The sequence below is a fragment of the Micromonospora sp. NPDC005163 genome, assembly GCF_053599835.1.
In genome coordinates this window covers 25,852-49,098 of sequence record NZ_JBSFYP010000007.1, presented here as the reverse complement: position 1 = coordinate 49,098, position 23,247 = coordinate 25,852, and the positions used below count along the sequence as shown (strand labels likewise).

Below are 23,247 nucleotides of genomic sequence, written 5' to 3'. Positions count from 1 at the left end.
GCCTCGGGCGTTATCCGTTGGCCACAGCCCAGATCATGGCCGCACTCGCCATGGTAATGATCGGCGTGAAATCATTCTTCGACATCTTCGGCGAAAAGGTCGCGGCCGACACCGTTGACGCCGGCATGGTGGCGACGGTGATTGGCGCCCTCTTCATGGCGGGGTCCTTTGTCGCCATCGTCGTGGCGATGAAGCGTTTCCCGACGGATCTGGCGCCCTCCATCGTCGCGCTGCTGGTTCTCGGCCTGTTCTCCATCATCGGCCTGCTGGCGATATCCGCGCGGGAGGACTTCCTCCAGATCTTCACCACGGCCGACGTGGTCGCGCTCTTCGGTCCGGACGTCGCGCCGAAGAGCGGGGTCATCACGCAGGGCGCCCAGCTCGCGGTCGGGTTCGCGCCGATCATGCTGTTGGCGGTCATGTTCCGCAAGCCTGACTGGTTCTCCGTCGAACGGCTGCGGTGGGTGCTGCTGCTCGTGATCCTCGGCGCCGTCGCGCATTCCGTGATCGCCTGGCTGCAGGTCGTCGGCGTCGTCCCGTACACCTACTTCTTCAACCTGATGAGCGGCAAGGTCGGGCGGGCGTCGGGGGGTTACTTCCATCCGGCGTCCCTCGGCCGGCTCCTGATCTTCGCGGTGTTCATCCTCTACGCCGCCGGTGACCGGCTACGGCTCAGTCCGGTGGCCCGCTACGCCGCCGTCGCGCTCCTGGCCGCCACCGCGGTCGTCAGCACACACCGGATCACCATCCTCTGTGTGGCGTTGGTGATCGTCGCGTTCGAGCTGCGCCGGCTCCCGGAGCTCCTCCGGCAGATTTCCAACCTGCCGTTCCGCACCGCCGTCTGGGGAGCGGTCGTCCTCGTCGTCCTCGTGGTCCTGGCGGCGATCCGTTGGGGCGCCTATCTGTTGGATCGCGCGCTCTTTCTCGTCACGCAGATCGGCTCACTCAATCCGACCAACGACGAGTTCCTGCACGGTCGAGGGCAGATCTGGTTCCGCGTAGCGGAAGTGTGGCAGGACGCGCCCTGGGACATCTGGCTCATCGGGCTGGGCTACGAACCCTGGAACACCCACGCCGATCCGTTGCGCGTCTTCGTGGTGTGGGGATTGCTCGGGCTCATTCTCATGACGATTATCTTCGTCAACCTGTGGCGGGTGACGAAGCGGGCCATCGCGGTCGAGGCGAGGTGGATGCTGACCATCCTCTACGTCCTGACGGTCATCTCCGCTCTCACGCAGAAGCCGACCTCGTACTCGTACTTCATGTGGTTGTTCTTCCTCTCCCTCATTCTTCTTGTCAGATTCTTCCCCCTTTCGAGCACGCCGGTCGGCGCGCCAATCGATGCTGGTGGTGATCACAAATGAGCTCCCCCCTGTTCATTTCGTGGAAGCGTTATCAGCGTCGATCCGACGTGCTGGCCGAGGCGTTGGGCGCCGAGGTGGCGTGGCGCCCGTCCAAGGCGACGCCTAAGATCCTTCGCCCCTTCGACTACGTCGCCCACACGTGGAACGATCTCCAACTGCTCCGCTCGCGTCGGCCATCGTTCGTGGTCGCGCAGGCGCAGCCCCACCTGTCCGCGCTGGCCCCCTACCTCAGCCGGGTTCCGTACATCGTCGACGCGCACAACGGGCAGTTCCAGTCGTGGTGGCGCCGGGCTCCCAGCACCGCGTCGATCCTGCGGGGGGCGCAACTGGTTCTGACCCACACCGAAGAGGCCGACGCCATCGCCCGTGCGGAGTTCCCGGGCCTGCGTACGCTCGTCGTGCACGATCCGCTTCGGGAGATCCCGCCGGCGGCACCACGTGGCTGGGTGTTCGTCGTGGCCACCGTCGCCCCGGACGAGCCGATGGACGTCCTCATCGACGCGATCGAGGCGATGCCGGACGTCACCTTCGCGACCACCGCGCCACTGCACCGGTTGCCGCCGCCGCTTCGTGAGCGCGCGGAGCGCCTGCCCAACTTCACCACCCTGGGCTTCCTCGACCTCCCCGACTACGAGGCGGCCGTCGCCGCCTCGCGCGCGGTTGTCGTGCTGACCGACCGGGACGCCACGCAGCCCAGTGGCGCGTGCGAGGCGCTCAGCGCGGGTCGGCCGTTGGTCCTGTCTCGCACCCGGACCACCGAGGCTCTGTTCGGGAGCTTCGCCACGCTCGTCGCCAACCAGAGCGATGCCCTGGTCGCCGGAGTCCGCGAGGCCATCGACGAGGACCCGGCCGCGGCCGGGCGGATCGCGGCGGCCCGCGAGGCGTGGATGGGTCGCACGGAGGCCGAGTTGGAGATGTTGCGATCGCACGTGCCGGCCGGAGCGGCCGCGTGATGGTCGGACGATGACCGGAGTCGAGGTGCGGACCGGCCCGCCGGCAGGCAGCCGGTCCGGCAGCGGCATGGCGCGCCGCCTCCGCCAGTTGGGCCTGCTCGGGATCAGCCAGGCCGGCGTCACCGTGCTCGCGTTCCTCACCCAGGTGTTGCTCGCCCGTAGCCTGCCCAAGGCGGACTTCGGCGCCTTCATGTCGGTGATGTCCCTGGTCACGCTGGCCGGGCCGCTGGCCATCTTCGGGGTCGCCGAGTTCTGGCTGCAACGGTTCGGACGCGAGGGGTCTCGGGCGTTCCGTTGGGTACGGCCGTCCATCGCGCTGGTCGCGGTCACGTCCGGCCTGCTGGTCGTCGCGCTCGTCGGGTGGGGGCTGCTCGACCGGCATGATCCCGACACCGGCGACCTTCGGATCGGGCTCGCCCCGATCATCCTGTCGCTTGTCGCAATGGCGCTGTCCGGGTCGGCCCTCCAGTTGCAGGGCGCCTATGGGCGACTCGCGGCGCTGCAACTGGCGCCGCAGGTCGGTCGACTCCTCGTGGCCGTTCTGACCCTGTCCTTCGGGCTGTCGGCGCTCATGGTGGCACTGGGCTACGCGCTCGTGGCTGCCGTCACGGTGGCCATGAGTGTCCTGATGATCACGCCGTTCTGGTACGGGCGGGCGACGCTGGAGGGCCACCTTCCGGTGCGCCGTCGCCCGGCGCGTCCACCCCGGGCTTGCCACCTCGTCGCCGCCACGTGGCTGTTCCTGCTGGGCAGCCTGTTCTACCAGCTCGGCATGCAACTGGGCATCGTCGTCTCCGCCGAGTTTCTGAGCTCGGAGTCCGCCGCGGTGCTCGCCGTGCCCATGACGCTGTTGACCGCGATCTACCTGCTGCCGCGCATCGTCTACCAGCAGTATTTCCTGGCGAAGCTGCACCGGTGGTCCCGCTCGAACCGCAACGCGGTCCTCATCGCGTACCGCGCCGGCACGGTCGGGATGATCGGTCTCGGTCTGCTCCTCGGCGCCGTCGTCGCGCTGGTCGGCCGGTACGCCATTCCCCTGATCTTCGGCGCGGAGTACCGGACCTCCGTCCCGGTGATGGCCATCCTCGCGCTGGCGATCCCCCTGCGCTTCGGCGCTGCCAGTGTCGAGTCGCTGCTGATGAGCGGCGGCCTGGTGCGGCAGAAGGTGCTGTATCAGGGGCTGGGCTCGCTCGCCTACCTGGCCGCGCTGGCCACCGCGATCCCGCTGTTCGGTGTGGCCGGCGCCGCATGGGCGACGGTGCTGTCCGAGGCGATCGTTCTCGTCCTGTTCTGGTCCCGAGCGAAGCGCGACGTCGTGGCGGGCGCCGAACTACCCTCCTGGGCGGAGATCCGACGGACGGTCCTCAGGAGCTGAGCCGGGGTGACCCAGCGGCCCCGACGCCGGTCATCGGGGCCGCCGATGGTCAGGCCAGCGGACCGACCTCGCGTTCGATGGCGGTACGCAGGTCGCGGTCGGACACCGTACGGCGGGCCGCCTCCATGGCCGGAGCGAGGAAGATGTCCGGGCCCGGCTCGCCGGCGAACGCCCGTACCGCCTCGACCGCGGCCCGGCCGGCCGGCGACGGCACCAGCGGGGCGCGCAGCTGAAGGCCGCGTACCGCCGCCAGCAGCTCGACCGCGAGCACGCTGGACAGGTTGTCCAGCACGGTGCGCAGCTTCTTGGCCGCCGCCCAGCCCATCGAGACGTGGTCCTCCTGCATCCCACTGGTGGGCAGGGAATCCACCGAGGCCGGCGCGGCCAGTCGGCGGTTCTCCGCGACGATCCCGGCCGCCGTGTACTGGGCGATCATCAGACCGGAGTTGACCCCGGCGTCGGGGGAGAGGAACGCTGGCAGCTCCCGGGACCGGGTGACGTCCAGCAGCCGGTCCACCCGCCGCTCGGCGATCGCGCCCACCTCGGCGGCGGCGATGGCCAGGAAGTCGGCGGCGAAGCCGAGCGGAGCCCCGTGGAAGTTACCGGTCGACTCGACCCGGCCGTCCGGCAGCACCACCGGGTTGTCCACCACGGAGATCAGCTCGCGGGCCGCCACCGTCCGCGCGAACTCCAGCGTGTCCCGGGCCGCCCCGGCCACCTGCGGCGCGCAGCGCATCGAGTACGCGTCCTGCACGGCGTGCGCCAGGTCGTCCCGGTGCGAGTCCATCACCCGGGAGTCCTGGAGCAGCCGGTGGATGTTCGCCGCCGAGGCCGCCTGCCCGGGGTGCGGACGGATGGCGTGCAGCTCGGGCAGGAAGGGCCGCTCGGAGCCGAGCATCGCCTCGATGCCCAGCGCGGCGGTGACGTCGGCCATGGTGAACAGGTGCGCGGCGTCGTGGATGGCCATCAACAGCATGCCGAGCATGCCGTCGGTGCCGTTGATCAGTGCCAGCCCCTCCTTGGCGGCCAGCTCGATCGGCTTGAGCCCGGCGGCGGTCAGCACGTCGGCCGCGTCCTGCCGCTCGCCGGTCGGCCCGAGCACCCAGCCCTCGCCGAGCAGCACGAGCGCGCAGTGCGCCAGCGGCGCCAGGTCGCCGGAGGCCCCCAGCGAGCCGTGCTCCGGCACCCAGGGGGTGATGTCGTGGTTGAGCAGGTCGAGCAGCGCCTCGGCGACCAGCGGGCGGACCCCGGAGTGGCCGAGCGCGAGCGAGCGGACCCGCAGCAGCATCATCGCCCGGACCACCTCGCGCGGCATCGGCGCGCCCACCCCGGCGGCGTGCGAGCGAATCAGCGCGTGCTGGAGTTCCGCCCGGCGCTCCGGGGCGACGAACGTGTTGGCGAGCGCCCCGAATCCCGTCGAGACCCCGTAGACGGGGCGGCCGGACGACTCGATGCCGTCCACGATGGCCCGGCTGGTCGCCATGGCGTCGATGGTGGCCGGGTCGAGGACGACCTTGGCGGTGCCGCGGGCCACCGCGAGCACGTCGGCGGGGGAGACCCCGGTGGGCTGAATGGTCACGGTCGTCATTGCGGCACTCCGTTGAGCAGGACCTGGCGGATCAGTGGAACACCGGGCCGGTAGGCCAGGTGCAGGTACGACGGCGCGTCCAGGACGACCAGGTCGGCCCGGGCGCCGGGGGTGAGCACGCCGATGTCGTCGCGGCGCAGCGCCCGCGCGCCGCCCAGCGTCGCGGCCCGGACCGCCTCCGCCGGGGTCATCCGCATCTCGCGGACCGCCAGCGCCAAACAGAACGGCATCGACGAGGTGTACGACGAGCCGGGGTTGCAGTCGGTGGCGAGCGCGACGGTGATGCCGGCGTCGAGCAGGCGGCGGGCGTCCGGGTACGGCGAGCGGGTGGAGAACTCGGCGCCGGGCAGCAGGGTCGCCACCGTGCGGGTCCCCGACCCGTCGGTGTGGGCGGTGCCGGCCAGCGCGGCCACGTCGGCATCGCTGAGGTGGGTGCAGTGGTCGACGCTCGCCGCGTCCAGCTCCACGCCGAGCAGCACCCCGGGGCCGGGGCCGAGCTGGTTGGCGTGCAACCGCACGCCCAGCCCGGCGGCCTGCCCGCAGGCCAGGATGGCCCGGGCGTGGTCGACGTCGAAGGCGCCCCGCTCGCAGAACACGTCGATCCACTTGGCGTGCGGCGCGGCGGCGGCCAGCATCGGCCCGCAGACCAGGCCGACGTAGTCGTCGGGGCGGTCGGCGTACTCGGCGGGCACCACGTGCGCGCCGAGGAAGGTGGTCTCGGCGCTGGCCTCGGCGGCGATCCGCAGCGAGCGGGCCTCGTCGGCGACGGTCAGCCCGTACCCGCTCTTGATTTCCATGGTGGTGGTGCCCTGCCGTAGCGCCTCCCCGCGCAGCCGGCGCACGGTGGCGCGCAGCTCGTCGTCGGAAGCCGCCCGGGTCGCGCCGACCGTGGTCCGGATGCCGCCCCCGGTGTACGGCTGGCCGGCCATCCGGGCGGCGAACTCGGCGGCGCGGTCCCCGGCGAAGACCAGGTGTGCGTGGCTGTCCACGAATCCGGGCAGCACGGCGGCCCCGTCGGCGTCGACCCGCCGGCCGGCGGCGGGCGCGTACGCCGCCGGCCCGACCCAGGCCACCCGGCCCTCCTCGACGAGCACGGCCGCGTTGCGGCGGATGCCCAGCGGGCCCTCGCCAGCGCCGTTGGTGACCAGCTCCCCGATGTTGTCCACCAGCAGGCTGCTCATGTGGGAGTCACCGCCTCGATCGAGGCCGACAGCTCAGCCGGCACGTCCACAGTCAGGTGCCGGCCCTCGGCCACCACCACCCGCCCGTCCACGACGACCTGGACGACGTCCGTGGCCCCAGCGGCGAAGAACGCGCCCACCGGCGGCACCCCGGCGGTGCGGGCGCTGTCCAGCCGTACCGTGACCAGGTCGGCCCGGGCGCCGACGGCGATCCGCCCGGCGTCGGCCCAGCCCAGTGCGGCGTGCCCGGCGGAGGTGGCGGCGATCAGCAGCTCGGCCGGCGTGAAGTGGCCGCGGCGTCGAGTGCGCAGCCGTTCGTCCAACTCCACCGCCCGGGCCTCCTCGAAGAGGTCGATCACCGCGTGGCTGTCGCTGCCCAGGCTCAACCGGATCCCCGCCTCGGCCATCCGCCGGGCCGGGCCGATCCCGTCGGCGAGGTCCCGTTCGGTGGTCGGACACAGGCACACCCCGGTCCTGCTCTCCCCGAGCAGCGCCAGGTCACCGCTGGTCGGGTGGGTGGCGTGCACGGCCATGGTGTCCGGCCCGAGCACGCCGTGCTCGGCGAGCAGCGCGGTCGGCGTACGCCCGTGCACGGCCCGGCACTCGTCGTTCTCGGCGGGCTGCTCGGAGAGGTGCACGTGCAGCGGCGCCCGCCGGTCCCGCGCCCAGTCGGCCACCGTGCCGAGCTGGTCGGCGGGGACCGCCCGTACCGAGTGCACGGCCGCGCCGACCCGGGAGTGCCCGTCCGTCGGCTGGAACGCCGTCACCCGCTCGGCCCACCGGGCCGCGTCGCCGTCGCCGAAGCGTCGCTGCGGCCCGGCCAGGGCCCGGCCGTCCACGCCGGCAGTCAGGTAGCAGGTGTCCAGCAGGGTGAGCCGGATCCCGGCGTGCGCGGCGGCCTCGACCAGCGCCTCGCCCATCGCGTTCGGGTCGTCGTAGGCGCCGCCGTCGGGCCGGTGGTGCAGGTAGTGGAACTCACCGACGCAGGTGATCCCCGCGAGGGCCATCTCGGCGTAGACCGCCCGGGCCAGGGCGAGGTAGGTGTCCGGGTCCAGGCGGTCCGCAACGGCGTACATCCGGTCTCGCCAGCTCCAGAAGTCGCCCCGGCCACCGTGGGTACGCCCGCGCAGCGCCCGGTGGAACGCGTGCGAGTGCACGTTGGCCAGTCCGGGCAGGGTCAGCCCGGGCAGCGGCTTGGCGTCGGCGAACACCTCGACCCCGGCGGGCGGTCGGCTGCCCGCGGTCAGCGGCGTCACGGCGGTGATCCGCTCACCGTCGGTCTCGATCAGCACGTCCGGAGTGGGCTCGGCGTACTCGGGCAGCCAGGCGTACTCGGCGAGCCAGCGGGTCACCGGCATGTCAGCTCCTCCAGGACCCGGGCCAGCGCCCGTACGCCGGCGGCGCAGTCGACGTCGGTGGCCGCCTCGGCGGGGGAGTGCGACACCCCGGTCGGGTTGCGCACGAAGAGCATCGCGGTGGGCAGGTGCGCGGCCAGCACCCCGGCGTCGTGCCCGGCGCCGGTGGGCAGCACCGGTGCCGTGAGCAGCGTGGCCAGCCGGCCGGCCAGCCCGCCATCGAAGGCGACCAGCGGGGTCGTCGACTCCTCGGTCACCGTCACCGCCGTACCGTCGCGGCGGGCCCGCTCGGCGAGCTTGCCCCGTACCGCGTCGACCAGCCCGGTCAGCGTCTCCGGGTCGGCGGCCCGGGCGTCCAGCCAGCCGGTCACCTTCGACGGGATGGCGTTGGTGGCGTTCGGTTCGACGGCGACCCGGCCCACGGTGGCGTGCGCGCCGCGCAGCCGGGCCTCCTTGTTGGCCGCCAGCACGGTGAACGCGTAGGTGAGCATCGGGTCGCGGCGGTCGGCCATCCGGGTCGTACCGGCGTGGTTGCCCTCGCCGACCACGTCGAAGCGCCACCGGCCGTGCGGCCAGATCGCGCTGGCCACACCGACCGGAGCGTCCGTCTCGTCCAGCGCGCGGCCCTGCTCGACGTGCAGCTCCACGAAGGCGCCGAACCGGCCCAGCAGGTCCGGGCGGGCGCCCGCCGGCTGGTCGCCGAGCGCCTCGGCGAAGCTCACCCCGGCCGCGTCGCGCAGCCCGGCCGCGCGTTCCGCCGGCAGCGCCCCGGTGAGCAGCCGCGACCCCAGGCACGGTACGCCGAAGCGCGCACCCTCCTCCTCGACGAACGCGGCCAGCACCAGCGGGCGGCCCGGGGTGACGCCGGCGGCCCGCAGCTCGTCCACGGCGAGGAACGCGCTGACGATGCCGAGCGGCCCGTCGTACGCCCCGCCGTGCGGCACCGAGTCGAAGTGGCTGCCGGTCAGCACCGCGTCCCCGGCCTCCGGGTCACCCCAGTGGGCGAACAGGTTGCCGTTGCCGTCCTCGGTGACCGGCAGGCCGCGCCGGTCGGCCTGGGACCGGAACCAGCTGCGCAGCTCCAGCTCGGGCTTGGTCAACGCGTAGCGCAGGTAGCCGCCGCTGCCGGCGTCCCGCCCGACCGGCGCGATCTCGTCCCACAGCTCCCGAAACCTGTTGGCAAGGGGCCCTTCTACAACAGAATCCGATAACAAGGGGCCCTTCCTCACTGCTCGGTCATCGGGGTGCGGACGCCGGTACGCGTGGCGACCTCGCGAGCGATGTCGTAGCCGGCGTCGACGTGGCGAATGACGCCCATCGCCGGGTCGTTGGTGAGCACCCGCTCGATCTTCTGCCCGGCCAGCGCGGTGCCGTCGGCCACGCAGACCTGCCCGGCGTGGATCGACCGGCCGATGCCCACCCCGCCGCCGTGGTGGATGGACACCCAGGAGGCGCCGCTGGCCGTGTTGACCAGCGCGTTGAGCAGCGGCCAGTCGGCGATCGCGTCGGAGCCGTCGGCCATCGCCTCGGTCTCCCGGTACGGGCTGGCCACGCTGCCGGCGTCCAGGTGGTCCCGGCCGATGACGAGCGGGGCGGAGAGTTCGCCGGAGGCGACCATCTCGTTGAACCGCACGCCAGCCTTGTCCCGTTCGCCGTACCCGAGCCAGCAGATCCGCGCGGGCAGGCCCTGGAAGGCGACCCGCTCGCCCGCCAGCCGGATCCACCGGGCCAGCGACTCGTTCTCCGGGAACAACTCCAGGATGGCCCGGTCGGTCGCGGCGATGTCGGCCGGGTCGCCGGAGAGCGCCGCCCACCGGAACGGGCCCTTGCCCTCGGAGAACAGCGGCCGGATGTACGCCGGCACGAAGCCGGGAAAGTCGAACGCGCGCTCATAGCCGGCGAGCTGCGCCTCGCCCCGGATCGAGTTGCCGTAGTCGAAGACCTCCGCGCCAGCGTCGAGGAAGCCGACCATCGCCTCGACGTGCCGCGCCATGGACGCCCGGGCCCGGTCGGTGAACTCGGCCGGCTTCGCCGCCGCGTACTCCCGGGCGTCGGCCAGCTCCACCCCCACCGGCAGGTACGACAGCGGGTCGTGCGCGCTGGTCTGGTCGGTCACGATGTCGATCTCGACGCCGCGGCTGAGCAGCTCCGGGAAGACCTCGGCCGCGTTGCCGACCACGCCGACGGAGAGCGCGCGCCGGTCCCGCTTCGCGGCCAGCACCCGCCGGACCGCGTCGTCCAGCGAGTCGGCCACCTCGTCCAGGTAGCGGTCGTGCACGCGCCGGTCGAGGCGGGTCCGGTCCACGTCCACGATCAGGCAGACGCCGCCGTTCATGGTGACCGCGAGCGGCTGCGCGCCGCCCATCCCGCCGCAGCCGGCGGTCAGCGTCAGCGTGCCCGCGAGGGTGTCCCCGAACCGCTTCGCGGCCACCGCGGCGAACGTCTCGTAGGTGCCCTGGAGGATGCCCTGGGTGCCGATGTAGATCCACGAGCCGGCGGTCATCTGCCCGTACATCGTCAGACCAAGCTGCTCCAGCCGGCGGAACTCCGGCCAGGTCGCCCAGTCGCCGACCAGGTTGGAGTTGGCCAGCAGCACGCGGGGTGCCCACTCGTGGGTGCGCAGCACGCCGACCGGGCGGCCGGACTGCACCAGCATCGTCTCGTCCTCGCGCAGGTCGGTCAGCGTGCGGACCAACGCGTGGTACGACGGCCAGTCCCGCGCCGCCTTGCCGGTGCCGCCGTAGACGACCAGGTCGTCGGGGCGTTCGGCCACCTCGGGGTCGAGGTTGTTCATGAGCATCCGCAGGGCGGCCTCCTGCGGCCAACCGCGGGCGGTGAGCTCGCTGCCCCGTGCGGCACGGACGTGCTGGGTCATCTCGGGTCTCCTCCGGTCACTATCCGAGGAACAACTGACGGCGGGCCGCGGAGGCTTCGAACGCCTCCAGCCGGCGCTGGGTGTCGGCCGGCGCGGCGTCGCAGATCGCCTGCAACAGCACCATGGCCAGGGTCATCGGGGCGGTGTGCAGGTCGAAGACGAGCTGGGCGCCGACCGCGGCGGGCAGCACCACGTCGGCGTGCTCGGTGGCCGGGCTGACCGGCGAGTCGGTGATCGCCACCACGGTCAACCCGGCGGCCCGCGCGTCGCGCAGCGCGTCCAGGGTCTCCCGGGGGTAGCGGGGCAGCACGAAGGCCAGGACCGCCGAGGCGCCAGCCTCGGCGGCCTGCTCCAGGCGGTCGGCGAGCAGGCTGCCGCCGTCGTCGAGCACCCGGACGTCCGGGTGCACCTTGGCGGCGAAGTAGGCGAAGTACGCGGCCAGCGGCGCGGCGGCGCGTAGGCCGAGCACCGGCAGCGGGCGACTGGCGGCGAGCAGCCGACCGGTCTCGGCGATCCGGTCCCGGTCGGCGAGCTGACCGGCGAGGCGGTCGAGGTTGCCCATCTCGGCGCGTACGGCCTGCTGGAGTTCGTTGCCGGCGTCCGCCGGTCCGCCGGGCGCGGCGGTGGTGAGGTCGCGCAACCGGCGGCGCAGTGCGGGGTAACCGTCGTGGCCTAGCGCGACGGCGAACCGGGTGACCGACGGCTGGCTGACCCCGGCCAGTTCGGCCACCTCGGCCGCGGACAGGTACGCCACGGCGGGGGCGTGCTGCACCAGGCAGTGCGCGATCCGACGCTGGGTCGGGGTGAGCCGCACCCCCTGGAACAGGTCGAGCACCCGCTCGGTGGGCGCGGCGACAGCTCCTTCATTCACACCGAGACTCTATGCATGAAAACTTTCAGAGGGCAACCGTTCCTCGCCGCACGTTCCACCCACCGGTTGGTGGACCGACCGGTGGACGACCGGGCGAGCGTCCCCTCTGTAGGATCCGCACGGCGGTCGAGCAGAGGAGTGCGCATGCAGTCGGTTGGCCCGTACCGGTTCACCCACATGCTGGGCACCTGCCCAGTGGGAAAGGCCTGGGCTGCCATCGACGAGCAGGGCCGGTTCGTGACCGTAGCGGTGCTGGACGCCGTGGCCGCGAGCACGCCGGGGTGGCGCGAGGCCTTCGCCGGGACTGCCAACGCCATGTCGCAGAGGCCGGGCGGCCAGGCCTTCGCGTACGCCGACTTCTTCTCCGCCGAGCCGTGGGCGGCCTACCCGGCGGAGGCCGGCCAGGGCGCCGAGAAGTTGTTCCGCGCACTGGGGCAGGAGTACCACCCGGTGCCGACGGACAAGGGCGGCTCGACCGAGGAGGGCGGCTCGACGGAGCCGGTCACCGGGGTGCCGCGGCAGGTCTCCGGGCCGCCGCAGTCGGTGTCCGGCCCTCCGCAGCAGTTCTCCGCGCCGCCGCAGCCGGTGTCCGGCGCCCCGCAGCCCGTCTCCGGTGCCCCGCTGCCTACGTCCGGAGCACCGTTCGCGCCGTGGGCGCTGCACGCCGGCGGGCTGCCGACCGTGCCGCCCGCGCCGATGCCACCGCCCGCCGCCGACGCGCCCCAGTCGCCCGCGCCGGTGTCCGCCGCTCCGGCGGATCCGCCGCCCTACGATCCATTCGGCGCCCCGGTCCGGCGCATCAAGCCGTCGGAGCCGCCGCCGCGCCGTACCGGGCTCTGGGCGGGGCTGGCCGCGCTCGTGCTGGTGGCGGCTGTGGGCAGTGGCGTGGCCATCTGGGCGATCGCCGGCAAGGACCAGCCCGATCCGTACACTCCGCCGACGGCGATCGTCACGGCGTCCCCGGGTGACGCCGCGGCCGAGCCGGGGCTGAAGCCGTGGGCACAGGCCACTCTGTACAGCCCGGAGGAGCGCGCCCTCGCGGTCGCCGCGCCGTCGCTGGTCTTCATCGAGGCGGTCTTCACCGGGTACGTCCGGGACACCAGGACGAACGCTCTGGTGCACCCCCAGCCCGTCTCCTTCATCCGTCGGTGCAGTGGCTTCGTGGTGACTCCTGACGGCCATGCCGTCACCAACGGATCCTGCGTCAAGCCGACCGAGGAGCACGCCCGCTGGCTCGCCGTCGACGCGCTGGCCAGGTTGCTCGTGCAGGAGAAGAAGCTCTCCGCCCCGCAGATCTCCACCTACATCGCGGCCAACCTCGGCAAGGTGCGGTTCACCGGTGTGGAACCGGGCACCGAGCCGACCAGTGCGGTGTACGGCCAGCTCAACACCGGCACGGGCAACGTGACGAAGGAGCCGGCCATCCCGGCCGAGGTCGTCCGGAGCCTGCCCGAAGACAGCGGCAACACCGCACTGATCAAGCTCGCCCAGGGCGGCCTGCCTGCGGTGGAACTCAACCCGTCCGCCAGCCTCGCGGAGGACGCCTCGGTACGCATCCTCGCCTTCACGACCACCGATGTCGTCTTCCGCAACGCCACCTACCGTCCCCAGTCGAAGCTGGTGACGATCACCGGTACGAGCCAGCGCGGACCCGTCTCGATCTACCTCGTCAACGAGGACCTCGGCACGGTGTCACACGGGGGTATCGCCCTCGATCCCGCGGGCCGGGTCGCCGGGCTGATCTACCAGGATCAGGCGCGACCGGACCGTGCCAACCGGGCGGTGCTGCCGGCGTCGACGATCGCCACGCTGCTGACCGAGGCCGGCATCGGCAACGCACTCGGTGACTCCGACAAGCTCTACCGCAGCGGGCTGGACGCGTACTTCGGCGGCGACTCGTCGGGCGCGGTCACGCAGCTTGAGAAGGCCGCGGCGGCGTCACCCGCCAACGTGCTCGCGCAGGCCTACCGGCAGAACGCCGCCGAGCGCCAGCGATTGGAGAACGCGTCGCGGGCGCAGTCGGATGCCCTCGTCTTCGTGCTGGTCGGGTTCGCGGCCGTGTTGCTCATCGCCCTTGTCGTCCTGGTCGTGATGCTCGTCCGTCGTCGCGGCCGCTGAGTGGCCGGTGACGGGACAAATTCGCCGGATCGGACACATGGGAATAAGTGCTGATGATCCGTCTCAGTGATCGCCCTCATTGGTCATTCACCAGCCCACGAAAATTCATGCCCACCCAAAGATCAGATGTTCGGTTGACTCGATTCCCACCGAACGGCCCCGTGGTTCGCCGGCCTCAGCGGGGCGTTCAGCCCGTGTGGATCTGAGCGGTGGCCAGGTAAATCCCTTGTAGGGACAGCGATTTCGATCGACATCCGGCCGCCTGACAGGTGATGGTGTGGCGGTGCGACGATGGTTATACTCCGTCTTGTTGCGCGATGGATCTTCATTGTCGTCGATCGAGGGAAGTCCTGCGAACGCGTCGCTGAAATCGCTGCGAATGGTGGCTTTTCATGGGGGTGGCGAAGATGGGCGGGTCGGATCGTTGTGTCTTGTGGACCGGCGGGGCTGGCGTGCTGGGCGGCCCAGGTAGTACGGGCGGGCTGCGAAACGGCCGCCGTCCGTGACTAACCACCCCGCATACTCTCCCCCTTCCGCGCGTGACTCCGCTGGCAGCACCCTCCCCTCCGAGCACGGGCCCCCGCAGCCGGTGATCGACGGGCCCACGGTGCCCTCGATGCCGGCCGTCGGCGCCTCGACCCTCCCGCTGACGCGGGCAGCAGACCAGGTGACCCCAGCGATCTCCGTCTGCATCGCTGTCCGGGACCGGCCCGAGCTCCTGGTGAAGTCCATCCAGAGTGTGCTCGCCGGCAGCTTCGACGATTTCGAGCTCATCGTGGTCGACGACGGTTCGGCCGTACCCGTTCGGAACGGGTTGGCCGAGGCGGGCCTGCTTGCCGACCGGCGGATCCGCCTCGTCCAGCAAAAGCCGACGGGGATCAGCGCCGCGCGCAACGCTGCCCTACGCATCGCCCGCGGCCGGTTCGTCACCGTGCTCGACTCGGACGACGAGTTGGCCCCCGACGGTCTGGCCCGGATGCAGGATTTCCTTGCTCAAACGGGTGCGCGCTGGGTCTACACCGACTACGAGGAGATCGTCGGCGGTTCGGCGAAGGTGATCAGGCTCCCCTCGTACCCGGATGCGCGTCGGATGCTCCGGTCCGTGTTGACTCGGCCCCGGCTGCCCTTCAAGCACTCCGGCATGACCATCGACCGTGAGTTGCTGCTACAGCTCGGCGGGTACGACGAGCAGATGTCCATCAAGGTGGATGTCGAGTTGGTCCTGCGTGCCCTCAGTAACGGGGTCCACCTGCAGCGACTCGACGAGCCGATCGTTCGATTCCATCGGCACAGCGGCAGCATCAGCCGGCGGCGCATCGCCGGTCTCGTCGCCTGGCGCAAGATGATCAAGATGTACAGCCGTCCACGTGTTCCGGGGCTGGCCCTCGTTGTCGTGGCGGTGCGTGCGGTGAGTGAGATCGGCAAATGGTTGGTCACGGCCGCCGGGCGGTGATCCGCCCCGGTACGGGACGGCGTCGTCGAACGCATGGAACGGCTCCGTGGTTACCGCCTCGACGCCGAGCGATCGGCACCGCGAGAAGCCGGCTCATGACGCTCTGATCCCGGAGCTGTCGGTGTGGTGCGATTTCTCGAAGGACTGGTCGGACCACAGCAGGAGCGCCCGAATCGCCACTAGGCAGGGCACCGCACCGACGCATAAGGTGCACGTCGCGATCTCCCGTCGGGGGCGATGTGGGAAAGGAAGGTCGTGTCCGCGCACACTCAGTTCCTCTCGGCTGTCACGCCACAGCAGACGCCGAGGTTCGACCCCGACCTGGGGGTCATCACGCCGCCTTCCAACGGCATGGCCCGGTCGGTGTTCGCGCGTCCGGTCGCGCCACGGGCCAACTGGCGTCGGCGCTACGTGGCCTGGCTGGTCCTGCTCGATGCCCTCGTTGCCCTGGCCGCCAGCCGGACGGTCGTCGCCCTGCTGGACGAGGCCGACGCCGGCTTCTGGGACCAGCGCGTGTTGGGGAACGTCAGCTCCTTCACCCTCGTGGCGAACATCGGCGTCCCCCTGGGTTGGCTGATCCTGCTCGTCGCCGCCGGGGCGTATGACCAGCGTGCACTCGGGCTGGGCACCGAGGAACTCAAGCGGGTGGCCCGGGCCAACCTCGCGATGGCCGCCACGGTCTCGTTCCTCGCACTCGGCTTCAAAAAGGACCTGTCCCGGGCGACGGTCGCCGCCATCATCATCTGCCTGCTGCTCTACACCCTGGTGGCTCGCTTCGCCGCCCGGGTGGTGCTGCGCCGGATCCGACGCAGCGGGCGGGCCTCGCAGAAGGTGCTGCTGGTCGGCCGGCTCTCCGACGCGCTCGCGCTGCACGAGGTGGTGACCCGCAACTACGGAGCCGGGCTGCACCCGGTCGCCATCCACCTGCCACACCACCCCCGGCCGGGCGAGCGGGTGAACGCTCCGGTGCCGGTCTACGTCGGCTGGGACCTGGTGCCGTTGGTCCAGCAGCTCGGCGCGGACACCATCGCGGTCTGCGGCCCTGCCAGTCTGGAGTCGTACGAGCTTCGCAAGCTCGCCTGGCAGTTGGAGGGCACCGGCCTGAACCTGGTGGTGGTCCCCCAGGTCACCGACGTGACCGGCCCGCGCATCCATGTCCGGCCGATCGAGGGCCTCCCGCTGCTCAACGTGGACGAACCCACCATCTCCGGCCTGTCGCTGCTGGTCAAGACCGTGCTCGACCGGGTCACCGCGCTGGTCGGTCTGGTGCTGCTGAGCCCGGTGCTGCTCGCCATCGCACTGGCCATCAGGTTCACCGACCCGGGGCCGGTGATGTTCCGGCAGACCCGGATCGGCCACGAGGGCCGCGCGTTCAAGGTCTGGAAGTTCCGGACCATGTACACCGACGCGGAGGAGCGGCTGGCCGCCCTGCAGCATCGGAACGAGAGCGACGGCCTGCTGTTCAAGATGAAGGACGACCCGCGGGTCACCCCGATCGGCCGGCACCTGCGGGCGCTCTCCCTGGACGAGCTGCCCCAGCTGATCAACGTGTTGCGTGGGCAGATGTCGCTGGTCGGCCCGCGCCCGCTGCCCACCGAGGACGACGACTACCGCGGTGACGTGCGCCGGCGGTTGCTGGTGCGCCCGGGCATCACCGGCCTCTGGCAGATCTCCGGCCGCTCGGACCTGACCTGGGACGACGCGGTCCGGCTGGACCTGCACTACGTGGACAACTGGTCGCTGGTGTACGACCTCGCCATTTTGTGGAAGACGGCCAGCGTCGTGCTGGCCCGGCGGGGCGCGTACTGATCCCGAATCCGTGGAACGCCGACGGGCGGTGGCCTCCTGGCCACCGCCCGTCGCTGTTCGTGGTGCCGCCTCCGCGGTCCGGGGACGGCGCCCTGCCGGGCGAGAGAACCTATGGCTTCTTCGCGCCGGCGATGATGTCCGGGACAGCGTCCCGGCGCACCGCGTCGTAGAACGACTTGACCCGGTTCGTGTCGGCCAGGACGACGCTCTCCGAACCGATCCGGCCGGTGCCCTTGGTGGGGCTGGTGACGAAGGTCAGGTTGCTGCCGCGGACGCCGCGCATCTGGTTCGCCGTCTCCAGCAGGGACAGCTCCTTGTCCACCGAGACCGAGCTCGAGGTGGCCTTGAGGAACGAGTTCAGCTTGCCGGGGTTGGTGAGGAGGCCACCGGAGGAGGCCTTGTCGATGATCGCCTTGATCACCTGCTGCTGGTGCCGGATCCGGGCGAAGTCACCGTCGGCGAACTGCTTGCGCTGGCGCGAGTAGTCGAGCGCCGCCTCGCCGTCCATCCGCTGCATGCCCTTGCTGAAGGTGCGGAACGGCGCGTGGATCGAGGTGAACTGCTTCTCCGAGTTGACCTCGATGCCGCCCAGCGCGTCGATGATCTCCTTGAACCCGGCGAAGTCGACCACCGCGACGTGGTCCACCCGTACCGCGGTGAACTTCTCCACGGTCTGCACCATCAGCGGAATCCCGCCCCAGGCGTACGCGGCATTGATCTTGGCGTCCCGACCGCCGTTGTTGCCGTTCGCGGATCGGGGCACCGACACCCAGGTATCCCGGGGAATCGAGATCAGCTGAGCGCTGGACCGGTCCTTCGGCAGGTGGGCGAGGATGATCGTGTCGGTCCGCGAGCCGGAGGTCTTCTCCGGGTCGCGCGAGTCGCTGCCCAGGATCATGATGTTCATCGCGCCCTCGACCGTCGCCTGCGGGCGACCCTCCTCCGGCACGCCGTCGAACGCGTCCACGCGATCGATGCCCCCCTCGACGGAGCGCAGGTAGAGGCCACCGGCGATGACCGCTCCACCCCCCACCAGCGTCACCACCAGAAGGCTGATCAGGAGAATCCGCCGCCAGCGGCGTCGTTGGGGTGGCTGCGGGCCGACCGGCTCGCCGTCGTCCACCCGCTGTGGCTGGCCCGCAGTCCCGGTCGAGTAGTACGCGCCGGGTTGCGCGGTCTCATTGTGACGTGGCATGGCGCGATGCTACTCACCCGGCCTGCGGCCCGAGTACCCTCGTCCGGTCGGCGCCGCCCGCCGTCGGGTTGAACTGTCGACCGAACTCAATGGCAACTTCCTCTGCCGCACGGCGCGTCGGCCTGATAAGAAGCTCCGGTGGACGCAACGAAGCTCCGACGGGCGATCGCCCGTACCCGGCTCGCGCCCGTCGCAGCCTTCCCGAAACGGCTCGCGCGGGTCGCCCGGCACGACGTCAAGGTGCTGCGCACCTCGGCCCGCTGGCTGGTCACCTCCCGGGAGCACCACAACTACACCTACGAGCTCACCAAGCTCAGCCGCCACCACCTGGCCTGGTTCGTCAGTGTGGCCTGCGACCGCCCGGTCAAGCAGGTCCGCGGCTGGTTCGACGAGATCGAGTCCGACCAGCCGCTGCGGCAGCACATCGAGCGGGCCACCGCGGGCTCCGCCCGGCGAGGGCTGGCCGACAAACAGGTCCGCTACGCCCGCCGAATCGGCTGGTACGCGATGGTCCGAGCCACCCGCCCGGCGCACGTGGTGGAGACCGGTGTGGACAAGGGCCTGGGCAGCTGTGTGCTGGCCGCGGCACTGCTGCGCAACGCGCAGGAGGGCCACCCGGGCCGGGCCACCTCGCTGGACATCAACCCCGAGGCCGGCTACCTGGCCCACGCCGCTCCCTGGTCCGAGGTGGTCGACCTGGTGATCGGCGACTCGATCGCCTCAATCGGTGCTCTGGACCGCCCGGTCAACCTGTTCCTGCACGACAGCGACCACAGCCGGGCACACGAGAAGCGCGAGTTCGACGCGGTGGAGTCGAAGCTCGCCCCCGGCGCGATCCTGCTCACCGACAACGTCACCAGCACCAACGTGCTCGCCGAACACGCCGAGCTCACCGGCCGGCGGTTCCTCGCCTACCGGGAAAGCCCCGCCAACCACTGGTACCCCGGGGACGGCATCGGCGTGGCATGGTAGCCGGGTGCGGCTGACCTCGATCCACACGTACCCCGTCAAGGGTTGCCACCGGCTCGACCACGACGACGCCCTCGTGCATCCGTGGGGCCTGGCGGGCGACCGGCGCTGGATGATGGTGGACGCCGACGGCGTCGGCGTCACCCAGCGGGAGACCACCCGGCTGGTCGACCTGCGCGCCACGGTTCATCCCGGCGGCCTCTCGCTGCGCGCCGACGGGCAACCCGACCTCGACGTGCCCGAGCCGGCCGGCGGAGATCCGATCGCCGTGCGCACCTTCCGCAGCCGGAAGATCCCGGTCCCCGCGCTACCCGCCGGGCCGGTGGCCGACGCCTGGCTCGGCGCGCTGCTCGGCCGGCCGGTCCGACTGGTCTGGCTGGCCCGGCCGACCCGACACCTTGCCGCCGGAGATCGCGAACACGACACCGGTGACCAGGTCAGCTTCGCGGACGCCTACCCACTGCTGCTCGCGAACGCCGCCTCCCTCGACGCGCTCAACGACTGGCTCGCCGAGGCCGGGGAGGAGCCGGTGCCGATGGCCCGGTTCCGGCCCAACCTGGTGGTCGACGGAGCCCCTGCGTGGGCCGAGGACGACTGGGCCGGCCGGTCGCTGCGCATCGGCGACCTGCGGTTCCATGCCGCCGGGCCGTGCGACCGCTGCGTGGTGACCACGACCGACCAGGAGACCGGGGTACGCACGAAGGAGCCCCTGCGCACCCTCGGCCGGTACCGCAACGTCCAACAGAAACTCCTCTTCGGGCTGCACCTGGTGCCCGTCGACAGTGGACCGATGGTCGTCGGCGCCCCGGTCGTCATCGACGCCTGACCGGATGCCGACCGCCCCCGGTTAGCGGCGGCGAGCCTGACCGCAGGTCTGTTGCGGGAGCGCAGCGATCACCGTCCGTCGACACTGTCTTAGCTTTCGCTTAGCCGGCTTGTCCGGCCGACGACGGTTCGGGCAGCATCGCGGCGTGACGGACGGAAGCGCTCCCGGCGGCGTCGACATCGACATCGACCTCGACCGGGTTCCGGACGACCGGCCCACGCCCTCGTCCGGCCCCATCCCCTGGCTGGTCGCCACCGGCGTCACCGTCCTCGCGGCCGTCCTGGGGCTCACCCTTGCGCTGCGCTCCGGCTCCACTCCGGCCTGCGCTGCCGGCCGCGCGCTCGCCGCGCCGCCCACCGGCACCGCCACGCACAGCGGCAAGGCGACCTTCTACGACTCGAACGGCGCCGGTGGTAACTGCTCGAACCCGGCCGCCCCGGCCAACCGGCTCTACGTCGCGCTCGGACCGACGGAGTACGCCGCCGGCGCCGCCTGCGGCGGATTCCTCGACGTGACCGGCCCGAAGGGCAGCGTCCGCGTCCTGATCATGGACCAGTGCCCGGAGTGCGAACCCGGGCACCTCGACCTGTCCCGCGAGGCGTTCGCCCGGATCGCCGACCCGGTCCAGGGCCTCGTCCCGATCACCTACCGCGCGGTGGTCAACCCGCCACTACCCGGCCCGCTCACCTTCCGGATCAAGGAGGGCGCGTCGCAGTTCTGGTTCGCCGTCCGGGTGGGCAACCACGGCAACCCGCTGCACGCCGTCGAGGTCCGGAGAGGTGACAGCGGCCCGTGGCAGTCGACCGCCCGGCAGGACTACAACTACTGGCTGATCGCCTCCGGTGCCGGCGCCGGCCCGTACACGATCCGGGTGACCGACGTGTACGGGAACCGGGCCACCGTCGCCGGCATCCGGATGGCGCCCGGCCAGGTGCAGACCAGCACGGTCCGCATGTACGGGCGCGGTGCGGTAACCGCCACCTCTCGTCCGTCCGCGTCGGCCCGGCCGTCCGCCAACCGACCAGCGGGTACGCCGACGCCGGCCCGCCGCCCCGCCGAGGTGGCGAAGGCGAGCGCGCCGGCCACGGCGGTGGCCAACCCGCCGGCCACCCGCCCGGCCGGGGCCACGGCCCGCTGGTGCGCGAGCTGACCGCTCAGTCAATCGGCGTCAGGTCCAGCCACATCAGGATCTCGTCCCGGTCGTCACCGGGCGCCACCCGCAGTGCGCGCGGCAGGCGACCGATCTCCCGGTACCCCAGCCGGCGGTAGAACCCGTCCAACCCCAGCCCGTCCCGCACCGTCACGTGCAGCGCCTCGTGGCCCAGCTCCCGGCCCAGCCGGGCGGCCTCGCGCATCAGCGACGAGCCGTAGCCGGCGCCCTGGGTGTCCGGGTGGACCATCACCCGCTTCAGCACGCACCAGTGCGCCTTGAGCGGGAACCTGTTGTCGCAGAAGATCAGCACGGCCACCAGCCGGTCGCCGGCGTACCCGACCAGCAGCCGGTCCGGTCCGTCGGCGATGCCGGCGAAGGTCGGGTCGGCGGTGGCGCGGACATCGGCCGCGGTGACCGGGGGCACGAAGCCGACCGCGCCGCCGGCGTTGCTGACGTCCACCCAGAGGGCGACGATCTCGGCGCGCAACTGCGGGGTGAGGTCGGGGTCGAGGACGAGGCGCAGACTCACGGCGCCAATCCTGACCGCTCGAGCACCCGGCCGGCCCGAGGTGTGATCCGACCGACAGCTCGCACGCCGAGCACTCACGTGCGACTCAATTGTGCGGGAGAGGGGATTCGAACCCCCACGTCCAAATAGGACAATAGGACCTAAACCTACCGCGGCTGCCGTTACGCCACTCCCGCCAACTTGCTGATTCTAGAGTGTCGGGCCGCCGGGGTGCACAGGCCGGCCGATCGGAGTATCGCCGACACGGCGTGGCCGCCTAGGGCGCACTCGCCCGCGGTCATGTCCGCCAAGCCCTGCGCAACCCGGTGCGCTCCCCACTCGGGATGGGCAAGAGCGAAGCCGATCACGAGGTCTGTGAAACGCTGCTGCATCTCACGGGTGCGAGCGCGCGAGGGAGGATCTATAGTCCCGGTTGCCCTTAAGCGCCCGACCAGGGTACTGACGTGACGCCGCGAGCACTTGATCAGCCGAGCAGCCTCAACCGCCGTTACCTCGCCCTTCTCGACCTGACGAAGCAGCCTGTAAATGTCATCGTCTGCGAGTGGTGGCGGAGGTCGCTCAGCGTCGGCGGCGGGTTGGCTGCCGCTTGCTCGGCCGTTGACCGCGTCGGCACGCGGCTTCCGGCCTGCGTAGGTGTTCGTTTGGCTGTGGCAGTTAGGGCACAGCAGTCGCAGGTTGGGCGGACGGTTGTCGAGGAAGTCCCCGTTGATGTGATCAACATGTAGGACGAGTGACCTCCCTTGCCAGACCGTACCCACGCCGCAGGCCTCGCACTCGACCGGTAACCCGATGAACAGGAGCGCCCGCTTCAGCCTGGTGCCGGGAGTGCGCCGAGCGTTCCGGGGCAGTTTGATGAGCACCTGATGCGCGGGGACGCGCGGCGCCGAACTGCCGCGGTTGTGGGCGCTGCCAGTGAAATGTGAGGTGTCAATGCCGAACTTCTTGAGCTGCCGACTGATGTGCGCATGGGAGCCGCCGCTGACGCGTACGCCGAGCAGCCGCATCACCTCGGTGATGTTCCGGGCGGCGGCGGCTGCCTCGGCGAGCACGTCGGGCGTGTATTTGTAGCGAACCATCAACGCACGCTAAGGGCCCGGTACGACAGTCAGTCCAGGCCGAGGTCGCGGCGGAGCTTGGCGACGTGCCCGGTGGCCTTGACGTTGTAGAGCGCCCGCTCGATCTTGCCGTCGGCGTCGATGACGAACGTCGAGCGGATCACGCCGGTCACGGTCTTTCCGTACATCTGCTTCTCGCCGTAGGCGCCGTAGGCGGTGAGCACCGCCTTGTCCGCGTCGGACACCAGCGGGAAGGTGATCGCGTCGCGGTCGCGGAACTTCGCCAGCTTCTCCGGCTTGTCCGGGGAGATGCCGACCACCTCGTAGCCGGCGGCCTGGAGGGAGGCGAGCGAGTCGCGGAAGTCGCAGGCCTGCTTGGTGCAGCCGGGGGTCATCGCGGCCGGGTAGGCGTAGAGGACGACCTTGCGGCCTCGCAGGTCGGCCAGGGCTAGTTGGTCACCGTTGTCGGTGGGGAGGGTGAACTCGGGTGCGGGGTCACCGGGGGAGAGGCGGTCGGGCGCGGTCATGGCCCGACGATACCGCCGGGCTCGCCGGTGCCGCCGCAGGCGACGCGCCGA

At 71.4% G+C, this 23,247-nt stretch carries 19 protein-coding genes and 1 tRNA gene; 9 read left to right on the top strand and 11 right to left on the bottom strand.

Going from position 1 to position 23,247, the window contains the following annotated elements; translation table 11 throughout:
- The first annotated feature begins 35 nt into the window (after positions 1 to 35).
- From ACWD6N_RS07835 to ACWD6N_RS07825, 3 genes are read left to right on the top strand one after another with little or no spacing between them, the layout of a single operon-like run.
- Positions 36 to 1,364 carry a hypothetical protein gene (locus ACWD6N_RS07835; RefSeq protein WP_450004566.1) on the top strand — a complete coding sequence of 443 codons (1,329 nt, stop codon included), beginning with the start codon at positions 36 to 38 and terminating at the stop codon, positions 1,362 to 1,364.
- Complete coding sequence (locus tag ACWD6N_RS07830) at positions 1,361 to 2,317, top strand: hypothetical protein (RefSeq protein ID WP_450004565.1); 957 nt, start codon at positions 1,361 to 1,363, stop codon at positions 2,315 to 2,317. Before ACWD6N_RS07835 ends, ACWD6N_RS07830 begins: the two co-directional genes overlap by 4 nt.
- A gap of 10 nt (positions 2,318 to 2,327) precedes the next feature.
- Positions 2,328 to 3,692: a lipopolysaccharide biosynthesis protein gene (locus ACWD6N_RS07825; protein WP_450004564.1), complete on the top strand. Its 1,365-nt coding sequence runs from the start codon at positions 2,328 to 2,330 to the stop codon at positions 3,690 to 3,692.
- A gap of 49 nt (positions 3,693 to 3,741) precedes the next feature.
- Here ACWD6N_RS07825 and hutH read toward each other — a convergent pair whose 3' ends face one another.
- Genes hutH through ACWD6N_RS07795 form a run of 6 tightly spaced genes read right to left on the bottom strand, consistent with a single transcriptional unit; the run spans position 3,742 to position 11,562 of the window.
- Positions 3,742 to 5,280 carry a histidine ammonia-lyase gene (gene hutH, locus ACWD6N_RS07820; protein WP_450004563.1) on the bottom strand — a complete coding sequence of 513 codons (1,539 nt, stop codon included), beginning with the start codon at positions 5,278 to 5,280 and terminating at the stop codon, positions 3,742 to 3,744.
- Positions 5,277 to 6,461, bottom strand: coding sequence for an imidazolonepropionase (hutI, locus tag ACWD6N_RS07815; RefSeq protein ID WP_450004562.1), 1,185 nt, complete (start codon positions 6,459 to 6,461; stop codon positions 5,277 to 5,279). The genes hutH and hutI overlap by 4 nt, the downstream gene beginning before the upstream one ends.
- Entirely contained in the window at positions 6,458 to 7,813 is a 1,356-nt protein-coding gene (locus tag ACWD6N_RS07810; protein WP_450004634.1) for a formimidoylglutamate deiminase, read from the bottom strand. The genes hutI and ACWD6N_RS07810 overlap by 4 nt, the downstream gene beginning before the upstream one ends.
- Positions 7,810 to 9,030 (bottom strand): allantoate amidohydrolase, encoded by a 1,221-nt coding sequence (locus tag ACWD6N_RS07805; RefSeq protein WP_354967967.1) that lies wholly within the window; start codon positions 9,028 to 9,030, stop codon positions 7,810 to 7,812. The genes ACWD6N_RS07810 and ACWD6N_RS07805 overlap by 4 nt, the downstream gene beginning before the upstream one ends.
- Positions 9,031 to 9,041: 11 nt before the next feature.
- Entirely contained in the window at positions 9,042 to 10,691 is a 1,650-nt protein-coding gene (hutU, locus tag ACWD6N_RS07800; RefSeq protein WP_450004561.1) for a urocanate hydratase, read from the bottom strand.
- 19 nt (positions 10,692 to 10,710) lie between these two features.
- Positions 10,711 to 11,562, bottom strand: coding sequence for a MurR/RpiR family transcriptional regulator (locus tag ACWD6N_RS07795; protein WP_354967969.1), 852 nt, complete (start codon positions 11,560 to 11,562; stop codon positions 10,711 to 10,713).
- A gap of 144 nt (positions 11,563 to 11,706) precedes the next feature.
- Here ACWD6N_RS07795 and ACWD6N_RS07790 point away from each other — a divergent pair, with 144 nt between their 5' ends.
- The 3 genes from ACWD6N_RS07790 (at position 11,707) to ACWD6N_RS07780 (ending at position 16,942) form a co-directional block, all read left to right on the top strand.
- Entirely contained in the window at positions 11,707 to 13,680 is a 1,974-nt protein-coding gene (locus ACWD6N_RS07790; protein WP_450004560.1) for a hypothetical protein, read from the top strand.
- Between the two features lie 667 nt (positions 13,681 to 14,347).
- Positions 14,348 to 15,133, top strand: a complete 786-nt coding sequence (locus ACWD6N_RS07785) for a glycosyltransferase family 2 protein (protein ID WP_450004559.1) — start codon at positions 14,348 to 14,350, stop codon at positions 15,131 to 15,133.
- A gap of 351 nt (positions 15,134 to 15,484) precedes the next feature.
- Positions 15,485 to 16,942: a sugar transferase gene (locus ACWD6N_RS07780; protein ID WP_450004633.1), complete on the top strand. Its 1,458-nt coding sequence runs from the start codon at positions 15,485 to 15,487 to the stop codon at positions 16,940 to 16,942.
- A 109-nt stretch (positions 16,943 to 17,051) separates the two neighbouring features.
- Here the strand turns inward: ACWD6N_RS07780 and ACWD6N_RS07775 are convergent, their stop codons facing one another.
- Entirely contained in the window at positions 17,052 to 18,137 is a 1,086-nt protein-coding gene (locus tag ACWD6N_RS07775) for an LCP family protein (RefSeq protein WP_354967972.1), read from the bottom strand.
- Positions 18,138 to 18,275: 138 nt separating this feature from the next.
- Between ACWD6N_RS07775 and ACWD6N_RS07770 the strand changes: the two genes are divergently transcribed.
- The 3 genes from ACWD6N_RS07770 (at position 18,276) to ACWD6N_RS07760 (ending at position 21,082) form a co-directional block, all read left to right on the top strand.
- Positions 18,276 to 19,109, top strand: coding sequence for a class I SAM-dependent methyltransferase (locus ACWD6N_RS07770; RefSeq protein WP_450004558.1), 834 nt, complete (start codon positions 18,276 to 18,278; stop codon positions 19,107 to 19,109).
- A 4-nt stretch (positions 19,110 to 19,113) separates the two neighbouring features.
- Positions 19,114 to 19,932 carry an MOSC domain-containing protein gene (locus ACWD6N_RS07765; protein ID WP_450004557.1) on the top strand — a complete coding sequence of 273 codons (819 nt, stop codon included), beginning with the start codon at positions 19,114 to 19,116 and terminating at the stop codon, positions 19,930 to 19,932.
- 145 nt (positions 19,933 to 20,077) lie between these two features.
- The gene (locus tag ACWD6N_RS07760; protein ID WP_450004556.1) at positions 20,078 to 21,082 is read left to right on the top strand and encodes an expansin EXLX1 family cellulose-binding protein; all 1,005 of its coding nucleotides are present in this window, start codon (positions 20,078 to 20,080) and stop codon (positions 21,080 to 21,082) included.
- Positions 21,083 to 21,086: 4 nt separating this feature from the next.
- On the opposite strand, the gene ACWD6N_RS07755 is transcribed toward ACWD6N_RS07760, so the two are convergent.
- The 4 genes from ACWD6N_RS07755 to bcp all read right to left on the bottom strand — a co-directional run bounded on the left by ACWD6N_RS07755 (position 21,087) and on the right by bcp (position 23,196).
- Positions 21,087 to 21,614 (bottom strand): N-acetyltransferase family protein, encoded by a 528-nt coding sequence (locus ACWD6N_RS07755; protein ID WP_450004555.1) that lies wholly within the window; start codon positions 21,612 to 21,614, stop codon positions 21,087 to 21,089.
- A gap of 92 nt (positions 21,615 to 21,706) precedes the next feature.
- Positions 21,707 to 21,790, bottom strand: a tRNA-Leu gene (locus ACWD6N_RS07750).
- Positions 21,776 to 22,690: a hypothetical protein gene (locus ACWD6N_RS07745; protein WP_450004554.1), complete on the bottom strand. Its 915-nt coding sequence runs from the start codon at positions 22,688 to 22,690 to the stop codon at positions 21,776 to 21,778. The genes ACWD6N_RS07750 and ACWD6N_RS07745 overlap by 15 nt, the downstream gene beginning before the upstream one ends.
- Positions 22,691 to 22,719: 29 nt before the next feature.
- Positions 22,720 to 23,196, bottom strand: coding sequence for a thioredoxin-dependent thiol peroxidase (gene bcp / locus ACWD6N_RS07740; protein ID WP_450004553.1), 477 nt, complete (start codon positions 23,194 to 23,196; stop codon positions 22,720 to 22,722).
- Positions 23,197 to 23,247 lie beyond the last annotated feature (51 nt).

Bases quoted from the DNA above. Each gene is read 5' to 3' on its own strand.
- ACWD6N_RS07835 (WP_450004566.1), top strand. From the start codon at position 36: ATGGCCGCACTCGCCATGGTAATGATCGGCGTGAAATCATTCTTCGAC.
- ACWD6N_RS07830 (WP_450004565.1), top strand. From the start codon at position 1,361: ATGAGCTCCCCCCTGTTCATTTCGTGGAAGCGTTATCAGCGTCGATCC.
- ACWD6N_RS07825 (WP_450004564.1), top strand. From the start codon at position 2,328: ATGACCGGAGTCGAGGTGCGGACCGGCCCGCCGGCAGGCAGCCGGTCC.
- hutH (WP_450004563.1), bottom strand. From the start codon at position 5,280: ATGACGACCGTGACCATTCAGCCCACCGGGGTCTCCCCCGCCGACGTG.
- hutI (WP_450004562.1), bottom strand. From the start codon at position 6,461: ATGAGCAGCCTGCTGGTGGACAACATCGGGGAGCTGGTCACCAACGGC.
- hutU (WP_450004561.1), bottom strand. From the start codon at position 10,691: ATGACCCAGCACGTCCGTGCCGCACGGGGCAGCGAGCTCACCGCCCGC.
- ACWD6N_RS07790 (WP_450004560.1), top strand. From the start codon at position 11,707: ATGCAGTCGGTTGGCCCGTACCGGTTCACCCACATGCTGGGCACCTGC.
- ACWD6N_RS07780 (WP_450004633.1), top strand. From the start codon at position 15,485: ATGGCCCGGTCGGTGTTCGCGCGTCCGGTCGCGCCACGGGCCAACTGG.
- ACWD6N_RS07775 (WP_354967972.1), bottom strand. From the start codon at position 18,137: ATGCCACGTCACAATGAGACCGCGCAACCCGGCGCGTACTACTCGACC.
- ACWD6N_RS07745 (WP_450004554.1), bottom strand. From the start codon at position 22,690: ATGGTTCGCTACAAATACACGCCCGACGTGCTCGCCGAGGCAGCCGCC.
- bcp (WP_450004553.1), bottom strand. From the start codon at position 23,196: ATGACCGCGCCCGACCGCCTCTCCCCCGGTGACCCCGCACCCGAGTTC.